This window comes from Micromonospora sp. KC721 (assembly GCF_004348355.1).
Taxonomy (GTDB): domain Bacteria; phylum Actinomycetota; class Actinomycetes; order Mycobacteriales; family Micromonosporaceae; genus Micromonospora.
On the sequence record NZ_SMJY01000051.1, the window covers coordinates 1 to 24,235 of the forward strand.

General features: G+C 72.6%; 19 protein-coding genes and 1 pseudogene. 9 read left to right on the forward strand and 11 right to left on the reverse strand.

What is annotated here, in order from left to right; all coding sequences use genetic code 11:
* Positions 1 to 429: pseudogene (locus E1182_RS11805) on the reverse strand (phospho-sugar mutase); the annotation flags it as partial.
* Positions 430 to 478: 49 nt separating this feature from the next.
* Positions 479 to 2,590 carry a serine/threonine-protein kinase gene (locus tag E1182_RS11810; protein ID WP_132264043.1) on the reverse strand — a complete coding sequence of 704 codons (2,112 nt, stop codon included), beginning with the start codon at positions 2,588 to 2,590 and terminating at the stop codon, positions 479 to 481.
* Between the two features lie 193 nt (positions 2,591 to 2,783).
* Between E1182_RS11810 and E1182_RS11815 the strand changes: the two genes are divergently transcribed.
* The gene (locus tag E1182_RS11815; protein ID WP_132264046.1) at positions 2,784 to 4,367 is read left to right on the forward strand and encodes a methylmalonyl-CoA mutase; all 1,584 of its coding nucleotides are present in this window, start codon (positions 2,784 to 2,786) and stop codon (positions 4,365 to 4,367) included.
* Positions 4,368 to 4,894: 527 nt separating this feature from the next.
* Positions 4,895 to 6,157: an amidohydrolase gene (locus E1182_RS11820; protein WP_132264048.1), complete on the forward strand. Its 1,263-nt coding sequence runs from the start codon at positions 4,895 to 4,897 to the stop codon at positions 6,155 to 6,157.
* On the opposite strand, the gene E1182_RS11825 is transcribed toward E1182_RS11820, so the two are convergent.
* Entirely contained in the window at positions 6,111 to 7,127 is a 1,017-nt protein-coding gene (locus E1182_RS11825) for a DUF4349 domain-containing protein (protein WP_132264051.1), read from the reverse strand. The two genes, E1182_RS11820 and E1182_RS11825, sit on opposite strands and share 47 nt — an antisense overlap.
* A gap of 123 nt (positions 7,128 to 7,250) precedes the next feature.
* Here E1182_RS11825 and E1182_RS11830 point away from each other — a divergent pair, with 123 nt between their 5' ends.
* The 4 genes from E1182_RS11830 to E1182_RS11845 all read left to right on the forward strand — a co-directional run bounded on the left by E1182_RS11830 (position 7,251) and on the right by E1182_RS11845 (position 10,733).
* Positions 7,251 to 7,883: an MBL fold metallo-hydrolase gene (locus E1182_RS11830; protein ID WP_132264053.1), complete on the forward strand. Its 633-nt coding sequence runs from the start codon at positions 7,251 to 7,253 to the stop codon at positions 7,881 to 7,883.
* 2 nt (positions 7,884 to 7,885) lie between these two features.
* Complete coding sequence (locus E1182_RS11835) at positions 7,886 to 8,824, forward strand: hypothetical protein (RefSeq protein ID WP_132264055.1); 939 nt, start codon at positions 7,886 to 7,888, stop codon at positions 8,822 to 8,824.
* Positions 8,825 to 8,855: 31 nt separating this feature from the next.
* Positions 8,856 to 9,608: a hypothetical protein gene (locus E1182_RS11840; protein WP_132264058.1), complete on the forward strand. Its 753-nt coding sequence runs from the start codon at positions 8,856 to 8,858 to the stop codon at positions 9,606 to 9,608.
* 162 nt (positions 9,609 to 9,770) lie between these two features.
* Positions 9,771 to 10,733, forward strand: a complete 963-nt coding sequence (locus tag E1182_RS11845; protein WP_132264061.1) for a GNAT family N-acetyltransferase — start codon at positions 9,771 to 9,773, stop codon at positions 10,731 to 10,733.
* Positions 10,734 to 10,805: 72 nt separating this feature from the next.
* Here E1182_RS11845 and E1182_RS11850 read toward each other — a convergent pair whose 3' ends face one another.
* Complete coding sequence (locus tag E1182_RS11850; RefSeq protein ID WP_132264063.1) at positions 10,806 to 11,261, reverse strand: gamma-glutamylcyclotransferase; 456 nt, start codon at positions 11,259 to 11,261, stop codon at positions 10,806 to 10,808.
* 106 nt (positions 11,262 to 11,367) lie between these two features.
* On the opposite strand from E1182_RS11850, the gene E1182_RS11855 reads away from it, so the two are divergent.
* A complete protein-coding gene (locus E1182_RS11855) occupies positions 11,368 to 12,771 on the forward strand; it encodes an NAD(P)H-quinone dehydrogenase (RefSeq protein ID WP_132264065.1) in 1,404 nt (467 codons plus the stop codon).
* Here E1182_RS11855 and E1182_RS11860 read toward each other — a convergent pair.
* The gene (locus E1182_RS11860) at positions 12,744 to 13,409 is read right to left on the reverse strand and encodes a DUF998 domain-containing protein (protein WP_132264067.1); all 666 of its coding nucleotides are present in this window, start codon (positions 13,407 to 13,409) and stop codon (positions 12,744 to 12,746) included. The genes E1182_RS11855 and E1182_RS11860 overlap by 28 nt on opposite strands.
* 583 nt (positions 13,410 to 13,992) lie before the next feature.
* Between E1182_RS11860 and thrS the strand changes: the two genes are divergently transcribed.
* Positions 13,993 to 15,210: a threonine--tRNA ligase gene (gene thrS / locus E1182_RS11865; RefSeq protein ID WP_132264069.1), complete on the forward strand. Its 1,218-nt coding sequence runs from the start codon at positions 13,993 to 13,995 to the stop codon at positions 15,208 to 15,210.
* A gap of 88 nt (positions 15,211 to 15,298) precedes the next feature.
* Here thrS and E1182_RS11870 read toward each other — a convergent pair whose 3' ends face one another.
* The 4 genes from E1182_RS11870 to E1182_RS11885 are packed head-to-tail and all read right to left on the reverse strand — an operon-like array spanning position 15,299 to position 20,051.
* Positions 15,299 to 17,329 (reverse strand): ABC transporter ATP-binding protein, encoded by a 2,031-nt coding sequence (locus tag E1182_RS11870; protein WP_132264071.1) that lies wholly within the window; start codon positions 17,327 to 17,329, stop codon positions 15,299 to 15,301.
* Positions 17,326 to 19,059 (reverse strand): ABC transporter ATP-binding protein, encoded by a 1,734-nt coding sequence (locus tag E1182_RS11875; RefSeq protein WP_132264074.1) that lies wholly within the window; start codon positions 19,057 to 19,059, stop codon positions 17,326 to 17,328. Before E1182_RS11875 ends, E1182_RS11870 begins: the two co-directional genes overlap by 4 nt.
* Positions 19,053 to 19,574: a MarR family winged helix-turn-helix transcriptional regulator gene (locus tag E1182_RS11880; RefSeq protein WP_132264094.1), complete on the reverse strand. Its 522-nt coding sequence runs from the start codon at positions 19,572 to 19,574 to the stop codon at positions 19,053 to 19,055. Before E1182_RS11880 ends, E1182_RS11875 begins: the two co-directional genes overlap by 7 nt.
* A gap of 30 nt (positions 19,575 to 19,604) precedes the next feature.
* Entirely contained in the window at positions 19,605 to 20,051 is a 447-nt protein-coding gene (locus E1182_RS11885) for a DoxX family protein (RefSeq protein ID WP_132264076.1), read from the reverse strand.
* A gap of 80 nt (positions 20,052 to 20,131) precedes the next feature.
* On the opposite strand from E1182_RS11885, the gene E1182_RS11890 reads away from it, so the two are divergent.
* On the forward strand, positions 20,132 to 20,686 hold the full coding sequence (locus E1182_RS11890) for a TetR/AcrR family transcriptional regulator (protein WP_132264078.1): 555 nt from the start codon (positions 20,132 to 20,134) through the stop codon (positions 20,684 to 20,686).
* A gap of 13 nt (positions 20,687 to 20,699) precedes the next feature.
* On the opposite strand, the gene E1182_RS11895 is transcribed toward E1182_RS11890, so the two are convergent.
* On the reverse strand, positions 20,700 to 22,139 hold the full coding sequence (locus tag E1182_RS11895) for a GuaB1 family IMP dehydrogenase-related protein (RefSeq protein WP_132264080.1): 1,440 nt from the start codon (positions 22,137 to 22,139) through the stop codon (positions 20,700 to 20,702).
* A 126-nt stretch (positions 22,140 to 22,265) separates the two neighbouring features.
* Positions 22,266 to 24,017, reverse strand: a complete 1,752-nt coding sequence (locus E1182_RS11900) for a biotin carboxylase N-terminal domain-containing protein (RefSeq protein WP_132264082.1) — start codon at positions 24,015 to 24,017, stop codon at positions 22,266 to 22,268.
* Between the last annotated feature and the right edge of the window lie 218 nt (positions 24,018 to 24,235).

Sequence of the window (24,235 nt, forward strand, 5' to 3'; positions counted from 1 at the left end):
GAGGTGCCGCACCGCGTACGCCAGCACCGGGGTGGGCAGCGGGCGGGGCAGCAGCAGCGCCGGGCGGCCCGCCCCGCTGGCCACCTGCGCGGTGCGCTCGGCGAACGCCCGGGAACCGTGCCGGGCGTCGTACCCGATCACCAGCGGACCCTCGCCGCCCTGAGCGGCGAGCCAGGCCACCAGCCCGGCCGCGGCTTTGGTGACCACCGCGAGGTTCATGCCGTTGGGGCCGGCCCGCAGCGGGCCACGCAGCCCGGCGGTGCCGAAGGTCAGCGGCCCGGCGAACCGGTCGGCCAGCTCCGGCGCGGTGCCTGGCAAGCCGTCGAGCACCGTCCGGAGTTCGTCCCGGCTGGCCGGGTCGGGGTCGTCGTCCAGCCAGCGCCGCGCCTGGTCACGAAGGTCGTCAAGGTCAGTGGTCTCCGCCGCCATTGCCCCTTGATAGCACGGCGGCGGATCACCACGTCCCGGCGGCCTCGGCTCAGCCGGCCGCCGTGAGCTGGAACGACCGCACCATCTCGTCGAAGATCGGCTTGCTCTCGCCGAACTTCGCGTCGTTGGAGGTCAGGTAGAACGAGTACGCCTTGCCGTCATGCACGACCCCGCGCCATACGCCATGCCGCTTGGTCCCGCCGTTGCCGCAGGTGTACTCGAGCTGCGCCGCCGGCTTACCAGCCAGCTCCTCCGCGGTCATCGACACCTGCTCGTACGGCCTGGCGCACGACTTCGACCGGCTCTTGAGCCCGTCCTCGGCGACCTCGGCCCAGCGGTTCGAGGTGGTGCCGAACCGCTCGACCAGCACCCTGACCTTGCGGCTCGCGTCCTCCGGGTCGACATAGTCGACCCAGTCGCCCGCGCTCTTACGCTCCCAACCCTTGGGGACCAGAACCCGCAGGCCCTTGCCCGAGTGCTCCTGCATCTCGGGCAGGGCGTTGGCGGCCGGCCCGCCCGCCTGGGGTTTCTGCGCGGTGGGCGGTGCCGGGTCGTCCCCGCCGGCCAGCGCCAGTACGCCGAGCAGCAGCACCACGGCCAGGCCACCGGCCGCCGCGAGCTGCGTCCGGCGGGACCAGCCCCGGACCGTGGTGACCAGCCGCCCGCCGGCCGCCTTCGCCCGGTCCACGGCTCCACCTGCGCCGGCGGTGGGGGTGGCCGGCGGCGTGGTCCACGGCTGGCCGGTGCCGGGCACCGACCACTGGCCACCCCCGTACACCGGCTGGGTGGCGTCGGGCGAGCCGCTGCTCGCGTACACCCGTTGGGTGGTGTCGGCACTGCCGCCGCCGATCCGTTGGGTGGCGTCCGGGTGGCCGGCGCCGATCCGTTGGGTGGCGTCCGGGTGGCCGGCGCCGATCCGTTGGGTGGCGTCCGGGCTGATCCGTTGGGTGGCGTCCGCCGCCCTGCCGTACGTGCCGCCCTTCGGTCCGGTCGGCGTGGGCATCGCCCCGGTCGGCGTGTCCAACGGGTTGGCCAGCGCGTCGGCGCTGGTGTCGTCGAGCCCGGCCGACGGGGTGGCCACCGCCGGCTTCGGCTTCTCGCCCCGCCGCAGCGCGGCCAGCCGGTCGGTCAGCGACTCGCCCGGGGCGAGCATCGCCCGGCCGCCGATCTGCCCGCTGGGCTTCGGCTCCGACTTCGGCTCGATCAGCGCGGGCGGTTTCGAGGGGCGCTGCACCGGCACCACCGCGTACGGGTCGGTGACCGAGTTCACCGCCGTCGCCGTGCTGGTCAGCGGCCCGGCCAGCAGCTCGCGGAGCATGGCACGGGCGGTGTGCACGTCCAGCCGGCGGCCCGGGTCCTTCTCCAGCAGACCCATCAGCACCCGCGTCAGCGGCCCGCTGCGCTGCGGCGTGGCCGGCGGGTCCTCGACCACGGCGTGCATCGTCTCGATCGGGTCGCCCTTGTCGAACGGCGGTCGGCCCTCGACCGCCGTGTACAGCGTCACGCCGAGCGAGAACAGGTCACTGGGCGGGCCGAAATCCTGCCCCATGGCCCGTTCCGGGGAGATGAAGTGCGGTGAGCCGAGCACCATGCCGGGGGTGGTGAGCTGGACGTCGGTGGGCATCCGGGCCACCCCGAAGTCGGTCAGCACGCAGCGGCCGTCGGTGCAGATCAGCACGTTGGCCGGCTTGACGTCGCGATGCAGCACACCGTTGGCGTGCGCCACCTCCAGCGCGCCGAGCAGCGCGATGCCGATCTTGGCGACCGCCCGGGGCGCCACCGGCCCGTCCTCGATCACCATGTCGGCGAGGCTGCGCGCGTCCAGCAGCTCCATCACGATCCACGGCCGGCCACCCTCGGTGACCACGTCGTACACCTGGACCACGGCCGGGTGTTGAATGGCCGCGGCGGCCCGCGCCTCGCGCAGGGTCCGCTCGTACATCGCGTCGCGGTCGCTGGGGGCCAGCCCCGGCGGGAGGATCACCTCCTTGACCGCGACGTCCCGCCGCAACAACGTGTCTGTGGCACGCCACACCGTGCCCATGCCGCCGTTACCCACCGCCGAACGCAGCGAGTAACGGTCACCGATGGTGGTGCCGGGTGCCGCGCGTCCGTCGGGGGGACTCACTGGTCCGCCGCTCCAGGTCGGGATCTGAGTCACAGAAAAGCCACCGGGAAGTCGAGGGGGCTGGGACACAACCTCTCTATCTTGCTGGTTCCGACGCCCGATGCGAAACCCGACGCGGCGGTCGTTTGCCTACCGGACGGTACGTGCGCGGCAGCTCACCAAGCGTCCACCGGGGTGTGCGGTATCCCTCACCCACCGGTTCGGCCCGCCGTCCTACCATCCGGTAATGAACGAACCGCGGTCGAGCGAGTCCGGCTTCCCCATCAAGGGCGTCTACACGGCGGCCGACCTTCCGGCGGACCTGGAGACCCGGCTGGGTGGGCCGGGCGAGTACCCGTACACCCGCGGCGTCTATCCGACCATGTACACCTCCCGTCCGTGGACGATGCGGCAGTACGCCGGCTTCGGTACCGCCACCGAGTCCAACGCGCGGTACCACCAGCTGCTGCGGGCCGGCACGATGGGTCTTTCCGTCGCCTTCGACCTGCCCACCCAGATGGGCTACGACTCCGACGACCCGATCGCGCACGGCGAGGTCGGCAAGGTCGGCGTGGCCATCGACTCGATCGAGGACATGCGGCTGCTCTTCGGCGGCATCCCGCTGGACAAGGTCTCCACCTCGATGACGATCAACGCGCCCGGCTCGGTGCTGCTGCTGCTCTACCAGCTCGTCGCGGAGGAGTCCGGGGTGCCCGGTTCGGCGCTCAACGGCACCATCCAGAACGACATCCTCAAGGAGTACATCGCCCGGGGGACGTACATCTTCCCGCCGAAGCCCTCACTGCGGCTGGTCGCCGACACGTTCGGCTACTGCCGCACGGAGGTGCCGAAGTGGAACACCATCTCCATCTCCGGCTACCACATGGCCGAGGCCGGCGCGTCACCCGCGCAGGAGATCGCGTTCACCCTGGCCAACGGCATGGAGTACGTCCGGGCCGCGCTCGCCGCCGGCCTGGCGGTGGACGACTTCGCGCCCCGGCTGTCGTTCTTCTTCGTCGCCCGGACCACGCTGCTGGAGGAGGTCGCCAAGTTCCGCGCCGCCCGGCGCATCTGGGCCCGGCTGATGCGCGACGACTTCGGCGCGCGGAACCCGAAGTCGATGATGTTGCGGTTCCACACCCAGACCGCCGGCGTGCAGCTGACCGCGCAGCAACCCGAGGTCAACCTGGTCCGGGTGGCGATCCAGGGACTCGGCGCGGTGCTCGGCGGCACCCAGTCGCTGCACACCAACAGCTTCGACGAGGCGATCGCGCTGCCCACCGAGAAGGCGGCCCGGCTGGCGCTGCGTACCCAGCAGGTGCTCGCGTACGAGACGGATCTGACCGCCACCGTCGACCCGTTCGCCGGGTCGTACGTGGTGGAGGCGATGACCGCGGAGATCGAGGCCGCCGCCACCGAGCTGATGGGGCGGGTCTTCGACCACGGCTCGGCGGTGGACGCCATCGAGGCCGGCTTCCAGAAGCGGGAGATCGAACAGTCCGCGTACCGGATCGCCCAGGAGATCGACTCGGGTGAGCGGGTGGTGGTGGGGCTCAATCGGTTCACCGTCGAGGACGACGAGCCGTACGAGCCGCTGCGGGTGGATCCGGCGATCGAGACGACCCAGGCCGAGCGGTTGGCCACGCTGCGCGCCGAGCGGGACACCGGTGCCGTCGAGCGGGCCCTGGCCGAATTGCGCGCCGCCGCCGAGGGCACCGCGAACGTGCTCTACCCGATGAAGGATGCGCTGCGGGCGAAGGCGACCGTGGGGGAGGTCTGCGGGACGCTGCGGCAGGTCTGGGGGACCTACCGTCCGAGCGACCGCTTCTGACCTGGGGTTACCGTCCGTGACGGGTCGGTCGGCACCGCTCCCTGGTCGGTCCGGGTCCGGCGGCTTCGCTGCCGGCGGACGCGGACCGGTGGGTGGGGGCGTGTGGCCGCCGACTCGGGCGGGTAACCCGAACGGGTGAACCGGACGGACAGCGTGTCCGGCCGGGCACGGGACGCGCGTGTCACCGTCGGGAGTCGCCCGGCTGCCGTGCGTCGTCGGCTAATTGTCGGAGCAGCGGTTGATTCGGGCGACTAATGCGACAATTCGGTTACGGTCGTGAATTCGGAGCCGATTTCGCGACCGCCAATAACCGGTTACGCGTTGTAGGAGGTGGGGGGCAGATGACGGCGTTCGACCGCGATCTACCTGCTGTCCCGCAGATATTCGAGCCCTCCCACCAGGGCTTACGTGACGCTGTGCGCTCCGATCGCTACCGTAACGAGGTTGCGCAGCGTCACCGTCGGAGGTCTAGGCTGTCTGCTGTCCTTCCCGATGATCCATCCATTCCTAGTGATCGAGAATTCGACGTGACGAGTGCGTTGACGCTGCCGAACGGCGGCCCGCTGGCGTCGTCCTGGCCGGAGGCGCCGTCCGGTTCCCAGCCCCTGCCCTTCGACCTGGATCATCTGCTCGCCCTGCGGGTACCCGGACTCATCGCCACCCGGCGTCACCTGCACTCCCACCCGGAACTCTCCGGTGCGGAGTTCGAGACGGCGGCGCTGATCGCCCGGGAACTCACCCTGGCCGGGCTGCACCCGCGGCTGCTGCCCAAGGGCAACGGCGTCATCTGCGACATCAACGGTCGCCCGGACGGGCCGATCATCGCGCTCCGCGCCGACATCGACGCGCTGCCGCTGGCCGACGTCAAGGACGTGCCGTACCGCTCCACGGTCGACGGGGTCTGCCACGCCTGCGGTCACGACGTACACACCACGGTGATGCTCGGCGTCGGCATGCTGCTGGCCCAGCTCGCCGACGCCGGCCAGCTCGACGGCCGGGTCCGGTTGATCTTCCAGCCGGCCGAGGAGATCCTGCCCTGCGGCTCGCTGGAGGTGATCGAGGCCGGCGGCCTGGAGGACGTGGTCCAGATCTTCGCGGTCCACTGCGACCCGAACCTGCCGGTGGGCAAGGTCGGGTTGCGGGTCGGCCCGATCACCGCCGCCGCCGACAACGTCACCGTCCGGCTCACCGGCCCGGGTGGCCACACCGCCCGTCCGCACCTGACCGTCGACCTCGTCGACGCGCTCGGCCGCCTGGTCACCGAGGTGCCGGCCCTGGTCAGCCGCCGGGTACCGGCCAACAGCGGGCTGCTGCTGGTCTTCGGCCACGCCTCGGCCGGCACCCAGTACAACGTCATCCCGTCCGAGGCGCACGCCTCCGGCACCCTGCGGGTGATGGACCGCGACACCTGGGAGCAGGCCCCGAAGATCGTCGCTCAGGTCGTCCGGGACGTCGTCGCGCCCACCGGCGCCACCGTCGACCTGGAGTACCTGCGTGGCCGGCCGCCGGTCAGCAACGACAGCCGGGCCATCCAGATCCTCACCGCCGCCACCGCGGCGGCGCTCGGCCCCGAAGGGATCGCCGAGACGCCACAGAGCATGGGCGGCGAGGACTTCTCCTGGTACCTGGAGCATGTCCCCGGCGCGTTGGCCCGCCTCGGCGTCGGCCGTTCCGGGCCCAACGTGGACCTGCACCGGGCGTCGTTTGACGTCGACGAGCGGGCCATCCCCGCCGGGGTACGGCTCATGGTGCAGACCGCGCTGAAGGCACTGGCGGCGACGCGTCAGTAGCCGAGCCGGCCGAGAGCGGCCCGCCGGAAGCGGGCGGGCCGCCGGCCGCCGTCGTCGCCGCCCGCCGCCACCGGCGGCGCACCGCCAGCACCAGCAGCACGGGTACGCCGAGCGCCAGCAGCCAGGGCAGCAGCGCCCCCAACACGGTCGCCAGGACGCCCATCGAGGCGACGAAGGCTTGCCAGCCGGCACGCAGCCCGACCAGGAAACCCGTCCCGGTCGGCTCGTCCGGCGTGGCGGCCTCCCCGCCGACGAAGGTGACCGTGACGGTGGAGAGCGCGGTCAGGTCCGCCAGCCGCCGCTTCCTCGCCTCCAGCGAGGCGAGGTCAGCCTCCCGCCGGGCCACCTCGTTCTCCAACGACACCAGATCGCCGATCGAGGTGGCCCGGGAGAGCAACCTGCGGGCGCTGTCCACCCGGGCCCGCTGGGTGGCGATCCGGGCGTCCAGGTCGACGGTCTCCTCGGTGACGTCCTGGGTCCGTACCTCCCGGTGCTGCTGCCGGCCGTAGGCGGCCAGCTCCTCCACGAACCCGGTGAACCTCGCGGCCGGCACCCGCAGTTCCAGCTCCGCCTCCGCGTCGGCGTCCACCCCGCGCCGCTGGTCCCCGCCGACGAATCCGCCGGCCGCGGTCGCGGCGGCCACCGCCCGACGGGCCGCCGCGTCGACACCCTTGCGGGCCGAACCGTCCACGTCGTCCACCTGCACCCGCAGCGTTCCGGTGTAGACGATCGCCCGCTGGTCGACCCGCAGGTCCGGGGCCCCGGCACCGGCCGACCCCGGCTCGCCGGCCGCACCCACCGCCGCCCGGCCGGCCGGCGCGTCGGCGGCCCCACCCGCGGCCGCGTCGCCGGCCGGGCGCCCCGCCGCCGACTCGGTCCCGCCGGAGTCATCCGACGCACTGCAGCCGACCAACAACGACACCGCCAGTGCCAGCGCCCATCCGGCGCCGGCCCGTCCTCTTCGTCCCATGCTCCCCGCTCCGTCCTTCCGACCCCGGCCGACCCGGGGCGATAGCTGGGACGCGGCGCGGTCACCCGGCGGTTCCGGCAGACTGCGACGAGGACGTCACGATTCGATGATCGAGGAGTCACGATGCAGGTCACCAAGTACCCCCACTCCTGCCTCCGGGTCGAGCACGACGGTGGGGTGCTGGTCGTCGATCCCGGGGTGTTCGCCGACGCGGCGGCGGCGTTGGACGGGGCGGACGTGGTCCTCGTCACCCACGAGCACCCGGACCACGTGGACGTCGAGGCGCTCACCCGTCGGCTGGAGAAGAACGCCGTACCGGTGCACGGCCCGGCGTCGCTCGCCGCTGTTCTCGGCGACGCGGCCGAGGCGCTCACCCCGGTCACGCCCGGCGACACCTTCACCGCCGCCGGCGTGCCGGTACGCGCCGTCGGCGGCCGGCACGCCGTCATCCATCCCGACATCCCGGTCGTGGAGAACATCGGCTACCTGCTCGACGGTCGGGTCTACCACCCCGGCGACGCGCTGCACGTCCCGTCCGACGTCGAGGTGGACACCCTCTTCGCCCCGATCCACGCGCCCTGGTCGAAGTTCGCCGAGGTGGTCGACTTCATCCGGGCGGTCGCCCCGCGCCGCGCGTACGCCCTGCACGACGGGCTGCTCAACGCCAACGGCCTCGGTGTGCTCGACCGTCAGTACGCCGCGCTGTCCCGGACCGACTACCACCGCCTCGAACCCGGCACCCGAATCGACGCCTGACCGTGACCGCGCTCCCGTCCGAGGTGGTCCAGCGGCTGTACCGTACGCCGCCGGACAAGTTCGTCGCCGCCCGCGACGCCGCCGTCGCCGAGGCCCGGCGAGCCGGTGACCCCGCCGGCGCCCGCCGGATCGCCCGACTGAAACGCCCCACGGTGGCGGCCTGGCTGGTCAACCTGCTCGCCCTGGAACGCCCCGAGCTGGTCGCCGACCTGACCCAGCTCGCCGAGGCGCTGCGCACCGCCCAGCGTGACCTGAAGGGGCCGAAACTGCGGGAACTTTCCGCCCAGCGGCGTGCCGTGGTCGCTGCCCTGGTCACCGAGGTGCGCCGGATCGCGGCCAGGACCCCGGGCGCGCCCGCGGCGGCCCGGCTGCCGCTGGCCGAGGTGGAGTCCACCCTGCACGCCGCGCTCGCCGACGCCGAAGTGGCCGAGCAGGTGCGCTCCGGACAACTGCTGCGGGCGGCGCACTATGCCGGGTTCGGCGAGGTGCCCCGCCCTCAACTGCGGCTCGTTCCCACCGGGGAGGAGGCGGCCGGCGTACCGGAGAAGGAGACCGACACCGGTGACGCGCGGCGTGCCCGCGACCAGCGGGCGGCGGTGCGGGCCGAGCGGGCCGAGCGGGCCAGACGGCGGCGGGCGCTGGACCGGGAGTTGGCGTCGGCGCACACCGAGCAGCAGCGGGCGGAACGTGAGCTGGACGGCGCGGCGGTGGCCGAGCGGGACAACGCCGCCACCCTCGACCGGATCGAGGCCGAACTGGCCGAACTGGAACGCCGCCGGGCCGTCGCCGAGCAGGAGCTGAGCCGGTCGAAGCTGGCCCGGCGCGGCGCGGAACGCACGCTCACCGCGGCCCGGCGCCGCACCGGCGAGGTGCAGGCGGCGATCGAGGCGTTGGACGCCGAAGAGGAGGATGCCGCCGACGACGACGGCGAGGCAGACTGAGCGCGATGGATGCGTTCAACGGACGGTGTCGATGACCCCGGAACAGGTGGCGACCGCCAGCAAACCGGCCGTGCTCGAACTGGGGGAGGCGTTCAGCCGCTGCCCCGGCACCCTGCGTCGGGCCCGGCTGCTCGGCATCTCCGGCTGGGCCTTCTACATCACCGGCCGGGCCGGCGCGCTCGGTGACGTCCGCGCCGAGACGGCCGCCGCCGCGATCGGGTTCATCGCGCCGGAGGCCGTCGCCGACGGGTGGGACGCCGCCGCCCGGGTGGTCCGCCCGATCGAGGTGGCCACCGGCAACCTCGCCGAGTGCTGCCGCTGGGGTGCCCAGCACCTCGACCACCTGCCCGGCACGCCCCGGCTGGCCACGCTGCTGGACCGGGTCGTCGCCGGCGCGGACGCCACCGGGATGCCGCTCTTCGCCGCCTGGCGGGCGATGCCGGTGCCGGTGCCGGAAAACGCCGCCGGGGCGCGGGCGGCTGCCGGGCTGCTGCTGCTCCGTGAGCACTTCACCGGCGCGTACCTGCTGGCCGTGCGGGCCGGCGGGATGACACCGCTGGAGGCGGTACTGGCCGGGCCGGAGGGGGAGGCCGGCGCGACCGCCTGCGGCTGGTCCCCGCCGTACCCGCCGGTGGGGCCGCTGGTGCGGCGGCGGCTCTGGGCCGAGGCGATGACCGACCGGCTGGTGTCGGCGGCGTTCCGGGTGCTGCGACCGGGGGAGGGCGCGGAGCTGGTGGAACTGCTCGCCGCCACCCGGGCCGGGCTGCGGGCCGCCGATCAGTGACCGGCCGTGGTGGCGGTAAGGGCCGGTGCGGGCCTCGCGCGAGGACAAATGCCTACGATCAGCACGCGGGACGCCGCGGCGAGTCGCAGCCGGGCGGCGACGCTGCCTCGACCGGCGATAAATGAGCGGCGCCCGGCCCGCCCGCCTGCCAGGATGCGTGCCGTGACGCTCCCCGCCGGCTGGACCGCCCGCCGCCCCACCCTCGACGACGTTCCGGCGATCCTCGCCGTGGTGCACGCCGCGGACACCTTCGCCATCGGCTACCCGGACTTCGACGCCGAGGACGTCCGGTCCTTCCTCACCGCCCCCTTCTTCGACCCGGCCCACGACTCCTGGCTGGTCAGTGACCCCGACGGGCGGATCGTCGGCTGGACGTTGATCGACAATCCGACCGGCGTCGGGCGGGAGTTCCTCGACGTGTACGTCGATCCCGAGCGGGCCGCCCCGGTTCGTGCGGCGCTGCTCGCCCGGGTGCTCGACCGGGTCGCCGAACGGGCCAGCGAGCGCGGCCTGCCCGCGCTGACCGTCCGCGCGGCGGCGTTCGCCCCCGAGGCCCGCTGGGCCGAAGAACTGGTCGAGTCCGGCTTCACCCGGGTGAAACGGTACGTGCGGATGGCCCGCCCGCTCGTCGACCTGCCCGCCGAGCCGCCACTCCCGCCCGGGGTGACGGTGCGGACGCTGCGCGCCGACGACGAGGCGGACCTGCGGGAGTTCCACCGGATCTACGACACCGCCTTCCGGGACACCCCGGACTACGAGCCGCTGGACTTCGACCGGTGGCGGGAGGCGCTGCCCAGCTACGGCAAGGTCTGGGACGAGTGGTTCCTCGCCGAGGTCGACGGCGTGCCGGCCGGCGCGCTCCAGTCCTCCGACCAGGATCTCGGCCAGGACGCCGGCTGGGTACGCACCCTGTCGGTGCTGCCCGCGTACCGGCGGCGCGGGGTGGGCGCGGCGCTGCTGTGGCGGGCCTTCACGGTCTACGCGGCCAAGGGCCGCACCTCCGCCGGGCTGGGTGTCGACCTGACCAACCCGACCTCGCCGGCGACCCTCTACCGATCGGTGGGGCTGCAGGAGCAGCGGTGGACCGACATGTACGAGCGCAGCGTCCCCGCCGCCGGTGTGTGACGTGCGACGTCCGCCGGGGCCGGCGGCGGACGCCGTGGGCCCCGGTAGCAGACTGGGGGCGTGCGACAGTCGCTACGCCGACGCGGTGCCGGTGGGGCGGGACCGCAGCTCGCTGACGTAGTCGTCGGGCGCGCCCGCCTTCTCCGCCGCGTTCGCGATCTCCGACAGGTACCACGAGGTCGGCAGGCCACCCTCGTACCCGTCGAAGACGTAGATCCACGCGGTCACGTCCCCGTCCAGGGTCGAGACGCGGACGTGCAGCTTGCGGTACGTGCCGGCGGTCACACCCTCGATCTCGTCGAGCTGCGCGGCGTCGTACGGGTGGATGTCGTACAGCGCCACGAAGACCCGGTCACCCGGGGACTCCACGACGGTGCTGACGGAACCCTCCCAGCCGATCACGCCCTCGCCCGCGAAGGTGAGCCGCCAGCCCTCCAGCCAGCCGGTGCCCACCATGGGCGAGTGCGGACAGTAGGCACGCATCCGGGCGGGGTCCAGGTTTGAGCCGTAGGCGGCGTAGTGACGCACGGCGATGACGATAGCCCGGCGGACGGTTGGGGGAGAATACGACGGTGCGTGTCGGACACGTTGGGGAGAAGAAAGTCACTGTGACCACTGACGAAGGGCGAGCGTTGTGAGCCGGATCGTGATCATCGGCGGCGGGCCGGCCGGCTACGAGGCGGCCCTGGTCGCCGCGCAACTGGACGCGGACGTGACCGTGGTGGAGGCCGAGGGGGCCGGCGGCGCCTGCGTGCTCTCCGACTGTGTGCCGTCGAAGACCTTCATCGCCAGCTCGGAGGTGGTCACCGGCTACCGGGACACCGAGGCGTTCGGCGTGCACTCCGACGGGCTGGAGGCGGTGACGGTCGACGCCCGCGCGGTCCACCAGCGGGTGAAGCGGCTGGCCCTGGCCCAGTCCGCCGACATCCACACCAAGCTGGTGAAGGCCGGGGTCACCTTCGTCGCCGGGACCGCCCGGCTGGGCGAGGACACCCTCGGCCACACCCACCGGGTGATCGTCACCCCCGCCGACGGCGGCGGGGAGTACTCCATCGCCGCCTCGACGGTGCTGGTCGCCACCGGCGCCACCCCGCGCCAGCTGCCCACCGCCGTCCCGGACGGCGAGCGCATCCTCACCTGGCGGCAGGTGTACGACCTGCCCGAGCTGCCCGAGCACCTGATCGTGGTCGGCTCCGGCGTCACCGGCGCCGAGTTCGCCAGCGCCTACCTGGCCATGGGCGTCCAGGTCACCCTGGTCTCCAGCCGGGACCGGGTGATGCCGCACGAGGACGCCGACGCGGCGATGGCCATCGAGCAGGTCTTCCGCAGCCGGGGCATGAGCATCCTGAACAACTCGCGGGCGGACGCCGTCCGGCGGACCGATGACGGCGTCGAGGTCCAGCTCTCCGACGGCCGCACCGTGTACGGCTCGCACGCGCTGATCGCCGTCGGTTCCATCCCGAACACCGCCGACCTCGGGCTGGCGGAGTACGGCGTCGAGCTGGCCCGGGGCGGCTACGTCACCGTGGACCGGGTGTCGCGTACCAACGTGCCCGGCATCTACGCCGCCGGTGACTGCACCGGGGTGCTGCCGCTGGCCAGCGTCGCCGCCATGCAGGGCCGGATCGCGATGTGGCACGCGCTCGGCGAGGCGGTGCGCCCGCTGCGGCTGCGTACCGTCGCGGCGAACGTGTTCACCGACCCGGAGTTGGCAACCGTCGGTGTCTCCCAGGACGAGATGGACGCCGGCAAGACCCCGGGCCGCCAGGTGATGTTGCCGCTGTCGGGCAACGCCCGGGCGAAGATGGACGACCTGGCCGACGGCTTCGTGAAGCTGTTCTGCCGGCCGGCCAGCGGCCAGGTCATCGGCGGGGTGGTCGTCGCGCCCAAGGCGAGCGAGCTGATCCTGCCCATCACCATGGCGGTGGAGAACAACCTCACCGTCAACGAACTGGCCCAGACCATCACCATCTACCCGAGCCTGTCGGGTTCGATCACCGAGGCGGCCCGTCAGCTCATGCTGCACGAACTGGAGTGAGCCGCCACCCCGGCGGGCTGCTGGCGGGCCAGGGTGGCCGCGACCACGGCGAGCAGCGCGACCTCCGCGAGGATGAGCAGCCGCTCGGCCAGGCCGACCAGCGCCCCGCCCCCGGGGTAAGCGGCCCAGACCATCGCCCCGGCCAGCAACAGGCTGGTCGGGGCCAGGACGCGGAGCCAACCCCCGGCGCGTCCGCCCAGGTGGCCGGCGAGCAGCCAGCCGGCGACCGGCAGGGCGAGGAAGGCGAGCACCGAGGCGTACCGGTGCACGTGGGCGGCGGCGTCCATCGGCGTACCCGGTTGGTTGGTGGGGGCGACGGCGGCGATGACCAGCCCGGCTGCCCAGGTCAGCAGGAGGGCGGTGGCGGCGGACGGGCGGCGGCCAGCGGCTACCGGCCTGCCGGGCGCCGGTCCCGGGCCGGTGCGCCACAGGGCCGGGAGCAGCACCGCGGTGGCGGCGGCGAGCACCGCCATGGCGGCGTCGACGACCCCACCCCGGTCGGAGACGGCGAAGTCGCTGACGGTCAGCAACCACGGGTTCAGATCGTCGTTGCCGTTCAGGTGACCGATCACGGCGAGCAGCGCCGCCAGGGCGATCCCGCCGAGGGCCAGCAGGCCGTGGGCCCGATTCTCACGCATGCCCCCAGCCTGTCGCCACCGGCACCCGAGACGGATCAGGGAACGTCCCGGAACAGTTCCGGAGAAAATGTTCCGCATCCTCCAGTGCGATCAGATGCTCCTCGAACCGACGTCGGCCAGTGGCACGGACTCGGTGCCCACCTGCGGGGGAGGGCGGATGGGTGCCGGTCGGCGTACCGTTGTCGACGCGCGGCCCACGCACGTCGGGCCCCCCGTTCCCGATGACCGGGCCGCCGTGGGCCGCCGGCAGGTCCCGTGCCGGCGGCCCACTCTGGCCCCCAGCCACTTCGGACACCATCCGGTGCGCGATTCGCGCCACTCTGCGGCTTCCCGTGGATTTGTCAGCACCGGTTGCCGCAATTTGTGCCGGCTGCCTCGGGCGGGGCGGAAACCCGGTCGCCTCCGGGAAGGTCTCGGTCGTACGGTGGGGGCATGTGCAGTGCGGTGGTGACCACGACGCCGGGAGATCCCGGCGTGCCGCACTGACGTTTTCGTCGACGAGGCCCCGGGCGATCCGCCCGGGGCCTCGTGGCGTTCCCAGGTCGGGTCGCTGGCGGGGCGTACCCCGATCAAGGAGCGCGACATGATCGACCACCGCAGGCTCGGCCGCGAGCTGGACCTGTTCGTCTCCGACCCGCTCGCCGGGGCCGGCTTGCCGATCTGGCTGCCGGCCGGTGCCGCCGCCCGGCACGCCGTCGAGGAGTACGTCCGTGACCTGGAGCGCCGGGCCGGCTATCAGCACGTGTACTCGCCGCCACTGGGCAAACGGGAGCTGTTCGTCCGCTCCGGGCACCTCGGCTACTTCGCCGACGACATGTTCCCGCCGATGCGGCTCTCCGCCGACGACGAGTTCGTGCTGCGTCCGGCGCTCTGCCCGCACCACGCCCTGGTGTGGCGGGCCCGGGGCCGTTCCTACCGGGAGCTGCCGCTGCGCGTCGCCGAACTGGGCGGCATGTACCGGGCGGAACGCTCCGGGGTGCTCGGCGGGCTGTCCCGGGTCCGCGCCATCTCGCTGAACGACGCGCACAACTTCAGCGCTCTGGAGCAGGTGGGCGAGGAGGTGCGGGAGATTCTGCGGCTCATCGGCGCGGCGCACGCCGCGCTCGGCGTCCGCCCGGCCGGGTTCCGGCTGTCGCTGCGCGGCCCGGGGGAGAAGTACGTCGGGGACGACGCCGAGTGGGCGCGGGCCGAGGCGTTGCTGCGCGCCGCGCTCGACGGGGTGGACTTCACCGAGGCCCCGGGGGAGGCCGCCTTCTACGGCCCGAAGATCGACATCCAGATCGTCGACGCCGCCGGGCGGGAGTCGACCATCTCCACGGTGCAGCTCGACTTCGACAAACCGGAGCGCTTCGATCTGTCGTACACCGACTCGGACGGGGTTCGACGGCGGCCGGTGATGGTGCACCGCAGTCTGGTGGGCAGCATGGAACGGCTGTTCGCGTACCTGATCGAGGTGCACCAGGGCGCCTTCCCGCCCTGGTACGCCCCGGTGCAGCTGGTGGTGCTGCCGGTCGACGGGGCCCAGGCCGAGGCGGCGGAGCGGGTGGCCCGCCGGGCGCTCGACGCCGGGCTGCGGGTCGAGGTCGACCACGCCGGCTCACTGGGTGCCCGGATCCGCGACGCGGCCCGGCGCAAGATGCCGTACGTCGGGGTGATCGGCGCCCGGGAGGCCGCCGCCGACGCGGTCGCGCTGCGGCTCCGTGACGGCCGCGGGCTGGACCCGATGCCGGTGCCGGACGCGCTCGGGCTGATCGGCGCGGTGGTCGCCGCGCGGTCGCCCAACCTGCTTGCAGCGGGCTGAGCAGCCGGCCTGGACTCGTGGACCGGCGGCCTGCGCGGAATCGGGCCGAGGAGCCGGGGTCGGCGGACCCCGGCTCCTCAGCGCCGGCTCAGCCCGGTAGCGTCGCCGGCTCCGATGTCGCCCCGGTCTCCTCCTCGTCCACCAGCGCGCCGGTGAACTGCGAGCGGTAGAGCCGGTGGTAGGCGCCCTTGGCGGCGAGCAACTGCTCGTGGGTGCCCTGCTCCACGATTCGGCCGTTCTCCATCATCAGGATCAGGTCGGCGTCGCGGATCGTGGAGAGCCGGTGCGCGATGACAAAGCTGGTCCGCTCCGAGCGCAGCGCCGCCATCGCCCGCTGGAGCAGCACCTCGGTGCGGGTGTCCACCGAGCTGGTCGCCTCGTCGAGGATGAGCAGCGACGGCTCGGCCAGGAATGCCCGGGCGATGGTGATGAGCTGCTTCTCGCCGGCGCTGACGTTGCTGCCCTCCTCGTCGATCACGGTGTCGTACCCGTCGGGCAGGCTTCGGACGAACCGGTCCACGAAGGTGGCCCGGGCGGCGGCGAGGATCTCCTCCTCCGTCGCGTCGGGCCGCCCGTAGGCGATGTTGTCCCGGATGGTGCCGCCGAACAACCAGGTGTCCTGCAGCACCATGCCGATCCGGCCGCGCAGGTCGTCCCGGCGCAGCGTGGTGACGTCCACCCCGTCGAGGGTGATTCGTCCGGCGTCCAGCTCGTAGAAACGCAGGATCAGGTTGACCAGGGTGGTCTTGCCGGCACCGGTGGGACCGACGATCGCCACGGTGTGGCCGGGCTCGGCGACCAACGACAGGTCCTCGATGAGCGGCTTGTCCGGGTCGTACCGGAAGGAGACGTGGGCGAACTCGACCCGGCCACGTGGTTCGGTGACCCGGGCCGGCGGCTCCGGATCGCGGCTCTGCTCCTCGGCGTCGAGCACCGCGAACACCCGCTCGGCCGAGGCGATGCCGGACTGGAGCAGGTTGGCCATCGACGCGACCTGGGTGAGCGGCTGGGTGAACTGCCGGGAGTACTGGATGAACGCCTGCACGTCGCCGAGGCTCATCGAACCGGACGCCACCCGCAGCCCGCCGACCACGGCGATCGCCACGTAGCTGAGGTTCCCGATGAAGAACATCGCCGGCATGATGATCCCGGAGATGAACTGCGCGCCGAAGCTGGCCCGGAACAGCTCCTCGTTCTTGGCGTGGAAGGTCGCCTCCACCTCGCGTTGCCGCCCGAAGACCTTCACCAACTCGTGGCCGGTGAACGCCTCCTCGACATGGCCATTCAGCTCGCCGGTGTGGGTCCACTGGGCGATGAACCTGCGCTGGGAGCGCTTGGCGATCTGGGCGGTCACCACCACCGACAACGGCACCGCCACCAGAGCGACCAGGGCCAGCAGCGGCGAGATCCAGAACATCATCGCCAGGACACCGACCACGGTGAGCAGCGAGGTGAGCAGTTGGCTCAGGGTCTGCGAGAGGGTCTGCGAGATGTTGTCGATGTCGTTGGTGACCCTGCTGAGCAGCTCGCCGCGGGGCTGCCGGTCGAAGTAGGGCAGCGGCAGCCGGTGCAGCTTCTCCTCCACCTCGGCGCGCAGCCGCAGCACGGTGGCCTGCACGACGCCGTTGAGCAGCCAGCCCTGCCACCACATCAGCAGGCTCGCGCCCAGGTAGAGCACGACGGCGAGGGCCAGCGTACGGCCCAACGCGGTGAAGTCGATGCCCACGCCGGGCACCACGTCCATCCGGGCCAGCATGTCGGCGAAGTTCTCGTTGCCCGCGGCCCGGGCTCCCGCCACCGCCTGTTCGATCGTGCTCCCGGAGGGCAGCTGCCGCCCGATCACCCCGGCGAAGATGATGTCGGTGGCGTGGCCGAGGATCTTCGGGCCGGTCACGGTGGCGGCGACGCTGGCCACCGCCAGGCCGACGATCGCCGCCAGGTGCAGCCGGTGCGGTCGCAGCCGGCCCAGCAGCCGGCGGGTGGACGGCCCGAAGTTCAGCGATTTCTCCACCGGCATGCCGGCGCCCATCCACGGCGGTCCGCCGCTTCCCCGGCCCGGCGGCAGCCGCTTCGGCGTCTGCGCCGGGGCGGTCGGCTTCTGCTGCGGTACGGCGCTCATGCCGTCACCTCCGCCGTCTGCTGGGACGCCACGATCTCGGCGTACGTCGGGCAGGTGTCCAGCAGTTCCTCGTGTCGTCCCATTCCGACGACGCCCCCGTCCTCCAGCACAATGATCTGGTCGGCGTCGACGATCGTGGAGACCCGCTGGGCCACGATCACCACCGCCGCGTCCGCGGTGACCGGCCGCAGTGCCGCCCGCAGTCGGGCGTCGGTGCCGAGGTCGAGCGCCGAGAACGAGTCGTCGAACAGGTAGATCTCCGGCCTGCGGACCAGTGCGCGGGCGATGGCGAGCCGCTGCCGCTGCCCACCGGAGACGTTCGTGCCGCCCTGCGCGATCGGGGCGGCCAGGCCCTCGGACATCTGCGCGACGAAGTCGCGGGCCTGGGCGATCTCCAGTGCCGCCCACAGTTCCTGGTCGGTGGCGTCCGGGTTGCCGTACCGCAGGTTGCTGGCGACCGTGCCGGTGAACAGGTACGGCCGCTGCGGCACCAGCCCGATCCGCCGCCACAGCTCGTCGGGCGCCAGCTCACGGACGTCCACCCCGTCCACCAGCACCGCGCCGGCGGTCGGGTCGACCAGGCGGGGGACCAGGCTGAGCAGGGTGGTCTTGCCGGCGCCGGTGGCGCCGATGATCGCGGTGGTCCGCCCGGGCGCGGCGCGGAACGAGATGCCGCGCAGCACCGGCGCGCTGGCCCCCGGGTACTGGAAGGAGACGTCCCGCAGCTCCAGCTCACCCCGGTGCTCGACCCGGGTCACCGGCCTGGCCGGTGGCACCACCGAGGAGTCGGTGTCCAGCACCTCGACGATCCGTTCGGCGCAGACCGCGGCGCGCGGCACCATCATCAGCATGAAGGTCGCCATCATGACGGCCATTAGGATCTGCATCAGGTACTGCAGGAACGCGGTCAGCGCGCCGACCTGGATCTCGCCGGCGTCCACCCGGGCCGCGCCGAACCACAGGACCGCGACGCTGGAGACGTTGAGGATCAGCATCACGATCGGGAAGATCAGTGCCTGGAGCCGGCCGACCCGCAGGGCCGTCGCCGTCAGGTCGGTGTTGGCCACCGCGAAGCGGTCCGTCTCGTACGGCTCTCGGACGAACGCGCGGACCACCCGGATTCCGGTGATCTGCTCGCGCAGCACCCGGTTGACCGTGTCGATCCGGGTCTGCATCAGCCGGAAGCCCGGCACCATCCGCCGGATGACCAGCCCGAGCGCGATCGCCAGCACCGGTACGCTGACCAGCAGCAGCCAGGAGAGTCCCACGTCCTCCCGAAGCGCCATCACCACGCCGCCGATGCTCATGATCGGCGCGGCGACCAGCATGGTGCAGCTCATCAGCACGAGCATCTGCACCTGCTGCACGTCGTTGGTGTTGCGGGTGATCAGCGAGGGTGCGCCGAAGCGGGCCACCTCGCGGGCGGAGAAGCGGTTGACCTGTCCGAAGACCTCGGCCCGGACGTCCCGGCCGAAGGCCATCGCGGTGCGCGCGCCGAAGTAGACGGCCGCCACCGAGCAGACGATCTGTACCAGGCTGACCAGCAGCATCCAGCCGCCGGTGCGCAGGATGTAGTCGGTGTCGCCCCGGGCCACACCGAGGTCGATGATGTCGGCGTTGAGACTCGGCAGGTAGAGCGAGGCCATCGTGCCGACGAACTGGAACAGCACCACCGCCAGCAGTGGCCGGTGGTACGGCTGCAGGAAGTCGCGCAGCAGTCGGGTCAGCACCGGCTGCCTCCCGGTGCGGTTTCGCCCGGATCCTGGATGCGTGAATGCAAAATGCTGTCCTCCCCGTCGGACATCTTCGTGATCAACTCGGTCAGGAACGTCCGGATCACGGCCTTCTTCGCCGGGTCGGCGTCGACGGAGGTGAGCGGATCGTCCCGGTGCATCAGGTCGGTGAGTTGTCGCACGTGCTCCCGGCCCTTGTCGGTCAGCATGAGCTGCACCGACCGTCGATCGGCGGCACCTCGCCGACGACTGACGAAGCCGTCGCGCTCCAGGGTGTCCACGATGCCGGTCAGGGTCGCGGGCCGGACGAAGCACAGCTCGGCCACCTCGCGGTGGGTCGCCGGCTCCGTCCGGGCCAGGACGAACAGCACCCGGACGCCGGCGAGGCTCAACCCGTGCCGCTCCGTCAGGTAGCGCCCCAACTGCTGGTCGACGAGGTGGCCGGCGACCGAGACGAGCCGGGCCGTCGACACCTCCCGTAGCGCGTCCGGCCACCGGACCAGTCGTTCCATCTGCACCACGACATGTTAGATCCAAGATATTCAGGGGCCAAACAAAATTCCGAGGCCGGCGGCGATGAAGAGGGCCTGCAGTGCGGTGCGTGGGCCGAGCGGGGTGACCGGCCGTCCGGCCAGCGTCAGCCGGCGGCGGGCCGCCGAGACGTTCGCCGGGAACATCGCCAGCAGCAACAGGGTCAGGCCGGCGGCCGCCCAGCGGGCGGTGGCGGGGATCAGCAGGCCGGCCGCGCCGGCCAACTCCAGTACGCCGGTCGCGGTGACCAGCAGTTCGGGGCGGGGTAGGCGCGGCGGGACCATGGCGATCAGGTCCGCTCGCCGGGGGGCGGTGAAATGGGCGATGCCGGTCAGGACGAACATCGCGGCCAGGCCGACCCGCAGGGCGGGCTGCCAGCCGTCCAGCGCGTCGACCCCGGCCAGGCCAGCCAGCCGGGCCAGCGTGGTGCCGACCAGTAGGGCGATCAGTGGAGCCACGGAAAGTCCCTTCCTCGATTTTGCCACTGCCAAGATGGCCTTCGGGAGGGGTCTTGTCAATGACAAGTTAGGATTGCGGAATGACGAGCAATCGGCCGTACCACCATGGCGACCTGCGTCGCGTGCTGCTCGCCGCAGCGGTCGAGGCGATCGAGGAGGCCGGCCCGGCGGCGCTGAGCCTGCGTGAGCTGGCCCGCCGCGCCGGTGTCTCGCACGCCGCCCCGGCGCACCACTTCCGCGACAAGGCGGGGCTGCTCACCGCGCTCGCGACGGAGGGCTTCGACCTGCTCACCGAGGCGCTGCAGGCGGCCGGGGGCGACCTACTCGAGGCCGGGGTCGCGTACGTGGGTTTCGCCGTCCGGCACCGCGCCCACTTCGAGGTGATGTTCCGGCCTGACCTCTACCGCGCCGACGCCCCCGAGGTGTGTACCGCCCGGGAGCGCTCCGGTGACCTGCTGCGCTCCCATGTGGCGACGGTGTCGGACGGTACCGATGACGCGCGCCGCAACACCCTCGCCGCCTGGTCGATCGTGCACGGCTTCGCCACCCTCTGGCTGGCCGGGGCACTCCCTCCCGATGTCGGCGACGACCCGCAGGCGAGCGCCCGCGAGGTCATCGCCCGGCTCTTCGACTGACCGGCGTCGCAGCTCACCAACTGGTGGGCAGCGGCATCCCCTCGGTGTAGCCGGCGGTGCTCTGCACCCCGACCAGGGCCCGCTCGTGGAACTCCTCGAGACTGCGGGCACCCGCGTAGGTGAACGCGCTGCGTACCCCGGAGATGATCTCGTCGATCAGGTCCTCCACCCCCGGACGGCCCGGGTCCAGGTACATCCGGGCCGAGGAGATGCCCTCCTCGAAGATCGCCTTCCGGGCCCGGTCGAACGCGCTGTCCTCGGCGGTACGCGCGCTCACCGCCCGCGCCGAGGCCATGCCGAAGCTCTCCTTGTAGCGCCGCCCGTCCGGTTCGGTGTAGAGGTCGCCGGGGGACTCGTAGGTGCCGGCGAACCAGGAACCGATCATCACGTTCGACGCGCCGGCCGCCAGCGCCAGCGCCACGTCTCGCGGGTGCCGTACGCCGCCGTCGGCCCAGACGTGCCGGCCCAGCGTTCGGGCCGCCGCCGCGCAGTCCAGCACCGCGGAGAACTGCGGCCGGCCCACCCCGGTCATCATCCGGGTGGTGCACATCGCACCCGGCCCGACACCCACCTTGACGATGTCCGCACCCGCCTCCACCAGATCGCGTACGCCCTCGGCGGTGACCACGTTGCCGGCGGCCACCGGAACGGCCGGGTCGAGCTTGCGGACCGCCCGCAGCGCGGAGACCATGCGTTCCTGGTGCCCGTGCGCGGTGTCCACCACCAGCGTGTCCACCCCGGCCGCCAGCAGCGCCTCGGCCTTGCCGGTGACGTCGCCGTTGATGCCCACCGCAGCGGCGATCCGCAGCCGGCCCCGGTCGTCCACCGCCGGCCGGTAGAGGGTGGCGCGCAGCGCACCCTGCCGGGTCAGCACGCCGACCAGGCGGCCGTCGGCGTCCACCACCGGGGCCAGCCGCCGCCGGCCCGCCGAGAGCCGGTCGAAGCCGGTACGCGGGTCCGCGTCCGCCGACACGGTGTGCAGTTCGGTCGACATCACGTGCCGCAACTGGGCGAAGCGGTCCACCCCGACGGTGTCCGCCTCGGTGACCACCCCGACCGGCCGGCCCGCCTCGTCCACCACGATCACCGCGCCGTGGGAGCGCTTCGGCAGCAGGTGGATCGCATCGCCGACGGTGTCGGTGGGACCGAGCGTGATCGGGGTGTCGTGGACCAGATGCCGCTGCTTCACCCAGGCGACGACGTTGGCCACCACCTCGATCGGGATGTCCTGCGGGATCACCGCGATCGCGCCGCGTCGGGCGACGGTCTCGGCCATCCGCCGGCCGGAGACGGCGGTCATGTTCGACACCACCAGGGGAATCGTGGTGCCCGTACCGTCGCTGGTGGCCAGGTCGACGTCGAGCCGCGAGCCCACCTCGGAACGGGCCGGCGCCATGAAGACGTCGTTGTAGGTCAGGTCGTGCGCGGGAGCCGCGCCATGAAGGAACCTCACTCCGCCATCATTCCTGGCCGTCGGCGCGGCTGCTGACGGTGGTTGCGGAAAACACCCGCACAGCCGGTGATCGTGACACGCGGACGCTCCGTGCCGACCTTTCGCCAGCCAGCCAGGGCGGCCGGTTTACGCGATGGTGCAGATCGCCGCGCCTGCCGTGATCACCGCGCCGACCTCGGCGGCGAGGGCGCTGACCGTGCCGGCCTTGTGGGCGTACAGCGGTTGCTCCATCTTCATCGCCTCCAGCACCACCACCAGATCACCCTCGGCGACGCTGTCCCCGTCGCCCACGGCGATCTTCACGATGGTTCCCTGCATCGGAGAGGTGAGGGCGTCGCCGCTGACCGCGACGCCGGCCTTGGCGCCACCGCCCCGGCGGGCCGGCCGGCGGCCGGCGGGCGCGGCGGAGGTCGTACCCGCACCGAGGCCGGCGGGGAGGGTCACCTCCAGCCGCTTGCCGCCCACCTCGACCACGACGGTCTCGCGCTCGGCCGGCGCCCCGGTGGCGCCGGTGGGCGCGGTGAAGGCCGGCACGGTGTTGTCGAACTCGGTCTCGATCCACCGGGTGTGCACGGTGAACGGCTCGGCGGTGAACGCGGCATCCCGGACCACCAGGCGGTGGAACGGCAGCGCGGTGGCCATGCCCTCGACGACCATCTCGTCCAGCGCGCGGCGGGCCCGCTCGATCGCCTCGGTCCGCGTCTCACCGGTGATGATCACCTTGGCCAGCAGCGAGTCGAAGTTGCCGCCGATCACGTCGCCGGCCGAGACGCCGGTGTCGACCCGTACGCCCGGCCCGGTGGGCAGCCGCAGCGCGGTGATGGTGCCCGGGGCGGGCAGGAAGTTGCGGCCCGGGTCCTCGCCGTTGATCCGGAACTCGATGGCGTGCCCGCGCGGCGTCGGATCCTCGGTGAAGCGCAGCTTCTCCCCGTCGGCGATCCGGAACTGCTCGCGGACCAGGTCGATACCGGCGGTCTCCTCGGTGACCGGGTGCTCCACCTGGAGCCGGGTGTTCACCTCCAGGAAGGAGATGGTGCCGTCGGCGCCGACCAGGTACTCCACCGTGCCGGCGCCGTGGTAGCCGGCCTCCCGGCAGATGGCCTTGGCGCTGTCGTGGATCTGCGCACGCTGCGCGGCGGTGAGGAACGGCGCGGGAGCCTCCTCGACCAGCTTCTGGTGGCGGCGCTGCAACGAGCAGTCCCGGGTGCCGACCACGACCACGTTGCCGTGCTGGTCGGCCAGAACCTGCGCTTCGACGTGGCGGGGCTTGTCCAGGTACCGCTCGACGAAGCACTCGCCCCGACCGAACGCGGCGACCGCCTCCCGGGTGGCCGAGTCGAACAGGTGCGGAATCTCCTCCATCGTGCGAGCCACCTTGAGACCGCGCCCGCCACCACCGAAGGCGGCTTTGATGGCGACCGGCAGACCGTGCTCGACGGCGAAGGCCACCACTTCGTCGGCGCCGCCCACCGGATCCGGGGTGCCGGGGACCAGGGGTGCACCGGCACGCTGCGCGATGTGCCGGGCGGTCACCTTGTCACCCAGGTCGCGGATGGCCTGCGGGGTGGGCCCGATCCAGGTCAGCCCCGCGTCGATCACCGCCTGGGCGAAATCGGCGTTCTCCGAGAGGAAGCCGTAACCGGGGTGGACCGCGTCCGCGCCCGACCTGCCGGCGACGTCGATGAGCTTGTCGATCCGCAGGTAGCTGTCCGCGGCGGTGTCGCCGCCCAGGGCGTACGCCTCGTCGGCGAGGGTGGCGTGCAGGGCGTCCCGGTCGGAGTCCGCGTAGACGGCGACGCTGCCCAGGCCGGCGTCGCGGCAGGCGCGGATGACGCGGACGGCGATCTCGCCGCGGTTGGCGATGAGTACCTTGCGCACCTTGGGGGCTCCTCCCGGGAGGTCGTTGACCGGGAGTGTATCGGCCACGCTGGACGCCCCTAACGATCGATCAGTGTGGGATGCCGCACTCGGATCGCGCCCGGTCGGAGCGCTCCGGGCGTTGATCGACTCCGTCCGCGCCAGGTAGCGGTGCGGGGTGGTCGATCGACTCAACGTGCGCCATCCGGCGGTCTTCGCGCCGTGGAAAGCCGCCAGAT

What these genes read in the sequence shown, in the direction of transcription:
- E1182_RS11830 (WP_132264053.1), top strand. Translation starts at nt 7,251, where the DNA reads ATGCAGGTCACCAAGTACCCCCACTCCTGCCTCCGGGTCGAGCACGAC.
- thrS (WP_132264069.1), top strand. Translation starts at nt 13,993, where the DNA reads ATGATCGACCACCGCAGGCTCGGCCGCGAGCTGGACCTGTTCGTCTCC.
- E1182_RS11840 (WP_132264058.1), top strand. Translation starts at nt 8,856, where the DNA reads ATGACCCCGGAACAGGTGGCGACCGCCAGCAAACCGGCCGTGCTCGAA.
- E1182_RS11880 (WP_132264094.1), bottom strand. Translation starts at nt 19,574, where the DNA reads ATGGAACGACTGGTCCGGTGGCCGGACGCGCTACGGGAGGTGTCGACG.
- E1182_RS11870 (WP_132264071.1), bottom strand. Translation starts at nt 17,329, where the DNA reads ATGAGCGCCGTACCGCAGCAGAAGCCGACCGCCCCGGCGCAGACGCCG.
- E1182_RS11815 (WP_132264046.1), top strand. Translation starts at nt 2,784, where the DNA reads ATGAACGAACCGCGGTCGAGCGAGTCCGGCTTCCCCATCAAGGGCGTC.
- E1182_RS11825 (WP_132264051.1), bottom strand. Translation starts at nt 7,127, where the DNA reads ATGGGACGAAGAGGACGGGCCGGCGCCGGATGGGCGCTGGCACTGGCG.
- E1182_RS11890 (WP_132264078.1), top strand. Translation starts at nt 20,132, where the DNA reads ATGACGAGCAATCGGCCGTACCACCATGGCGACCTGCGTCGCGTGCTG.
- E1182_RS11860 (WP_132264067.1), bottom strand. Translation starts at nt 13,409, where the DNA reads ATGCGTGAGAATCGGGCCCACGGCCTGCTGGCCCTCGGCGGGATCGCC.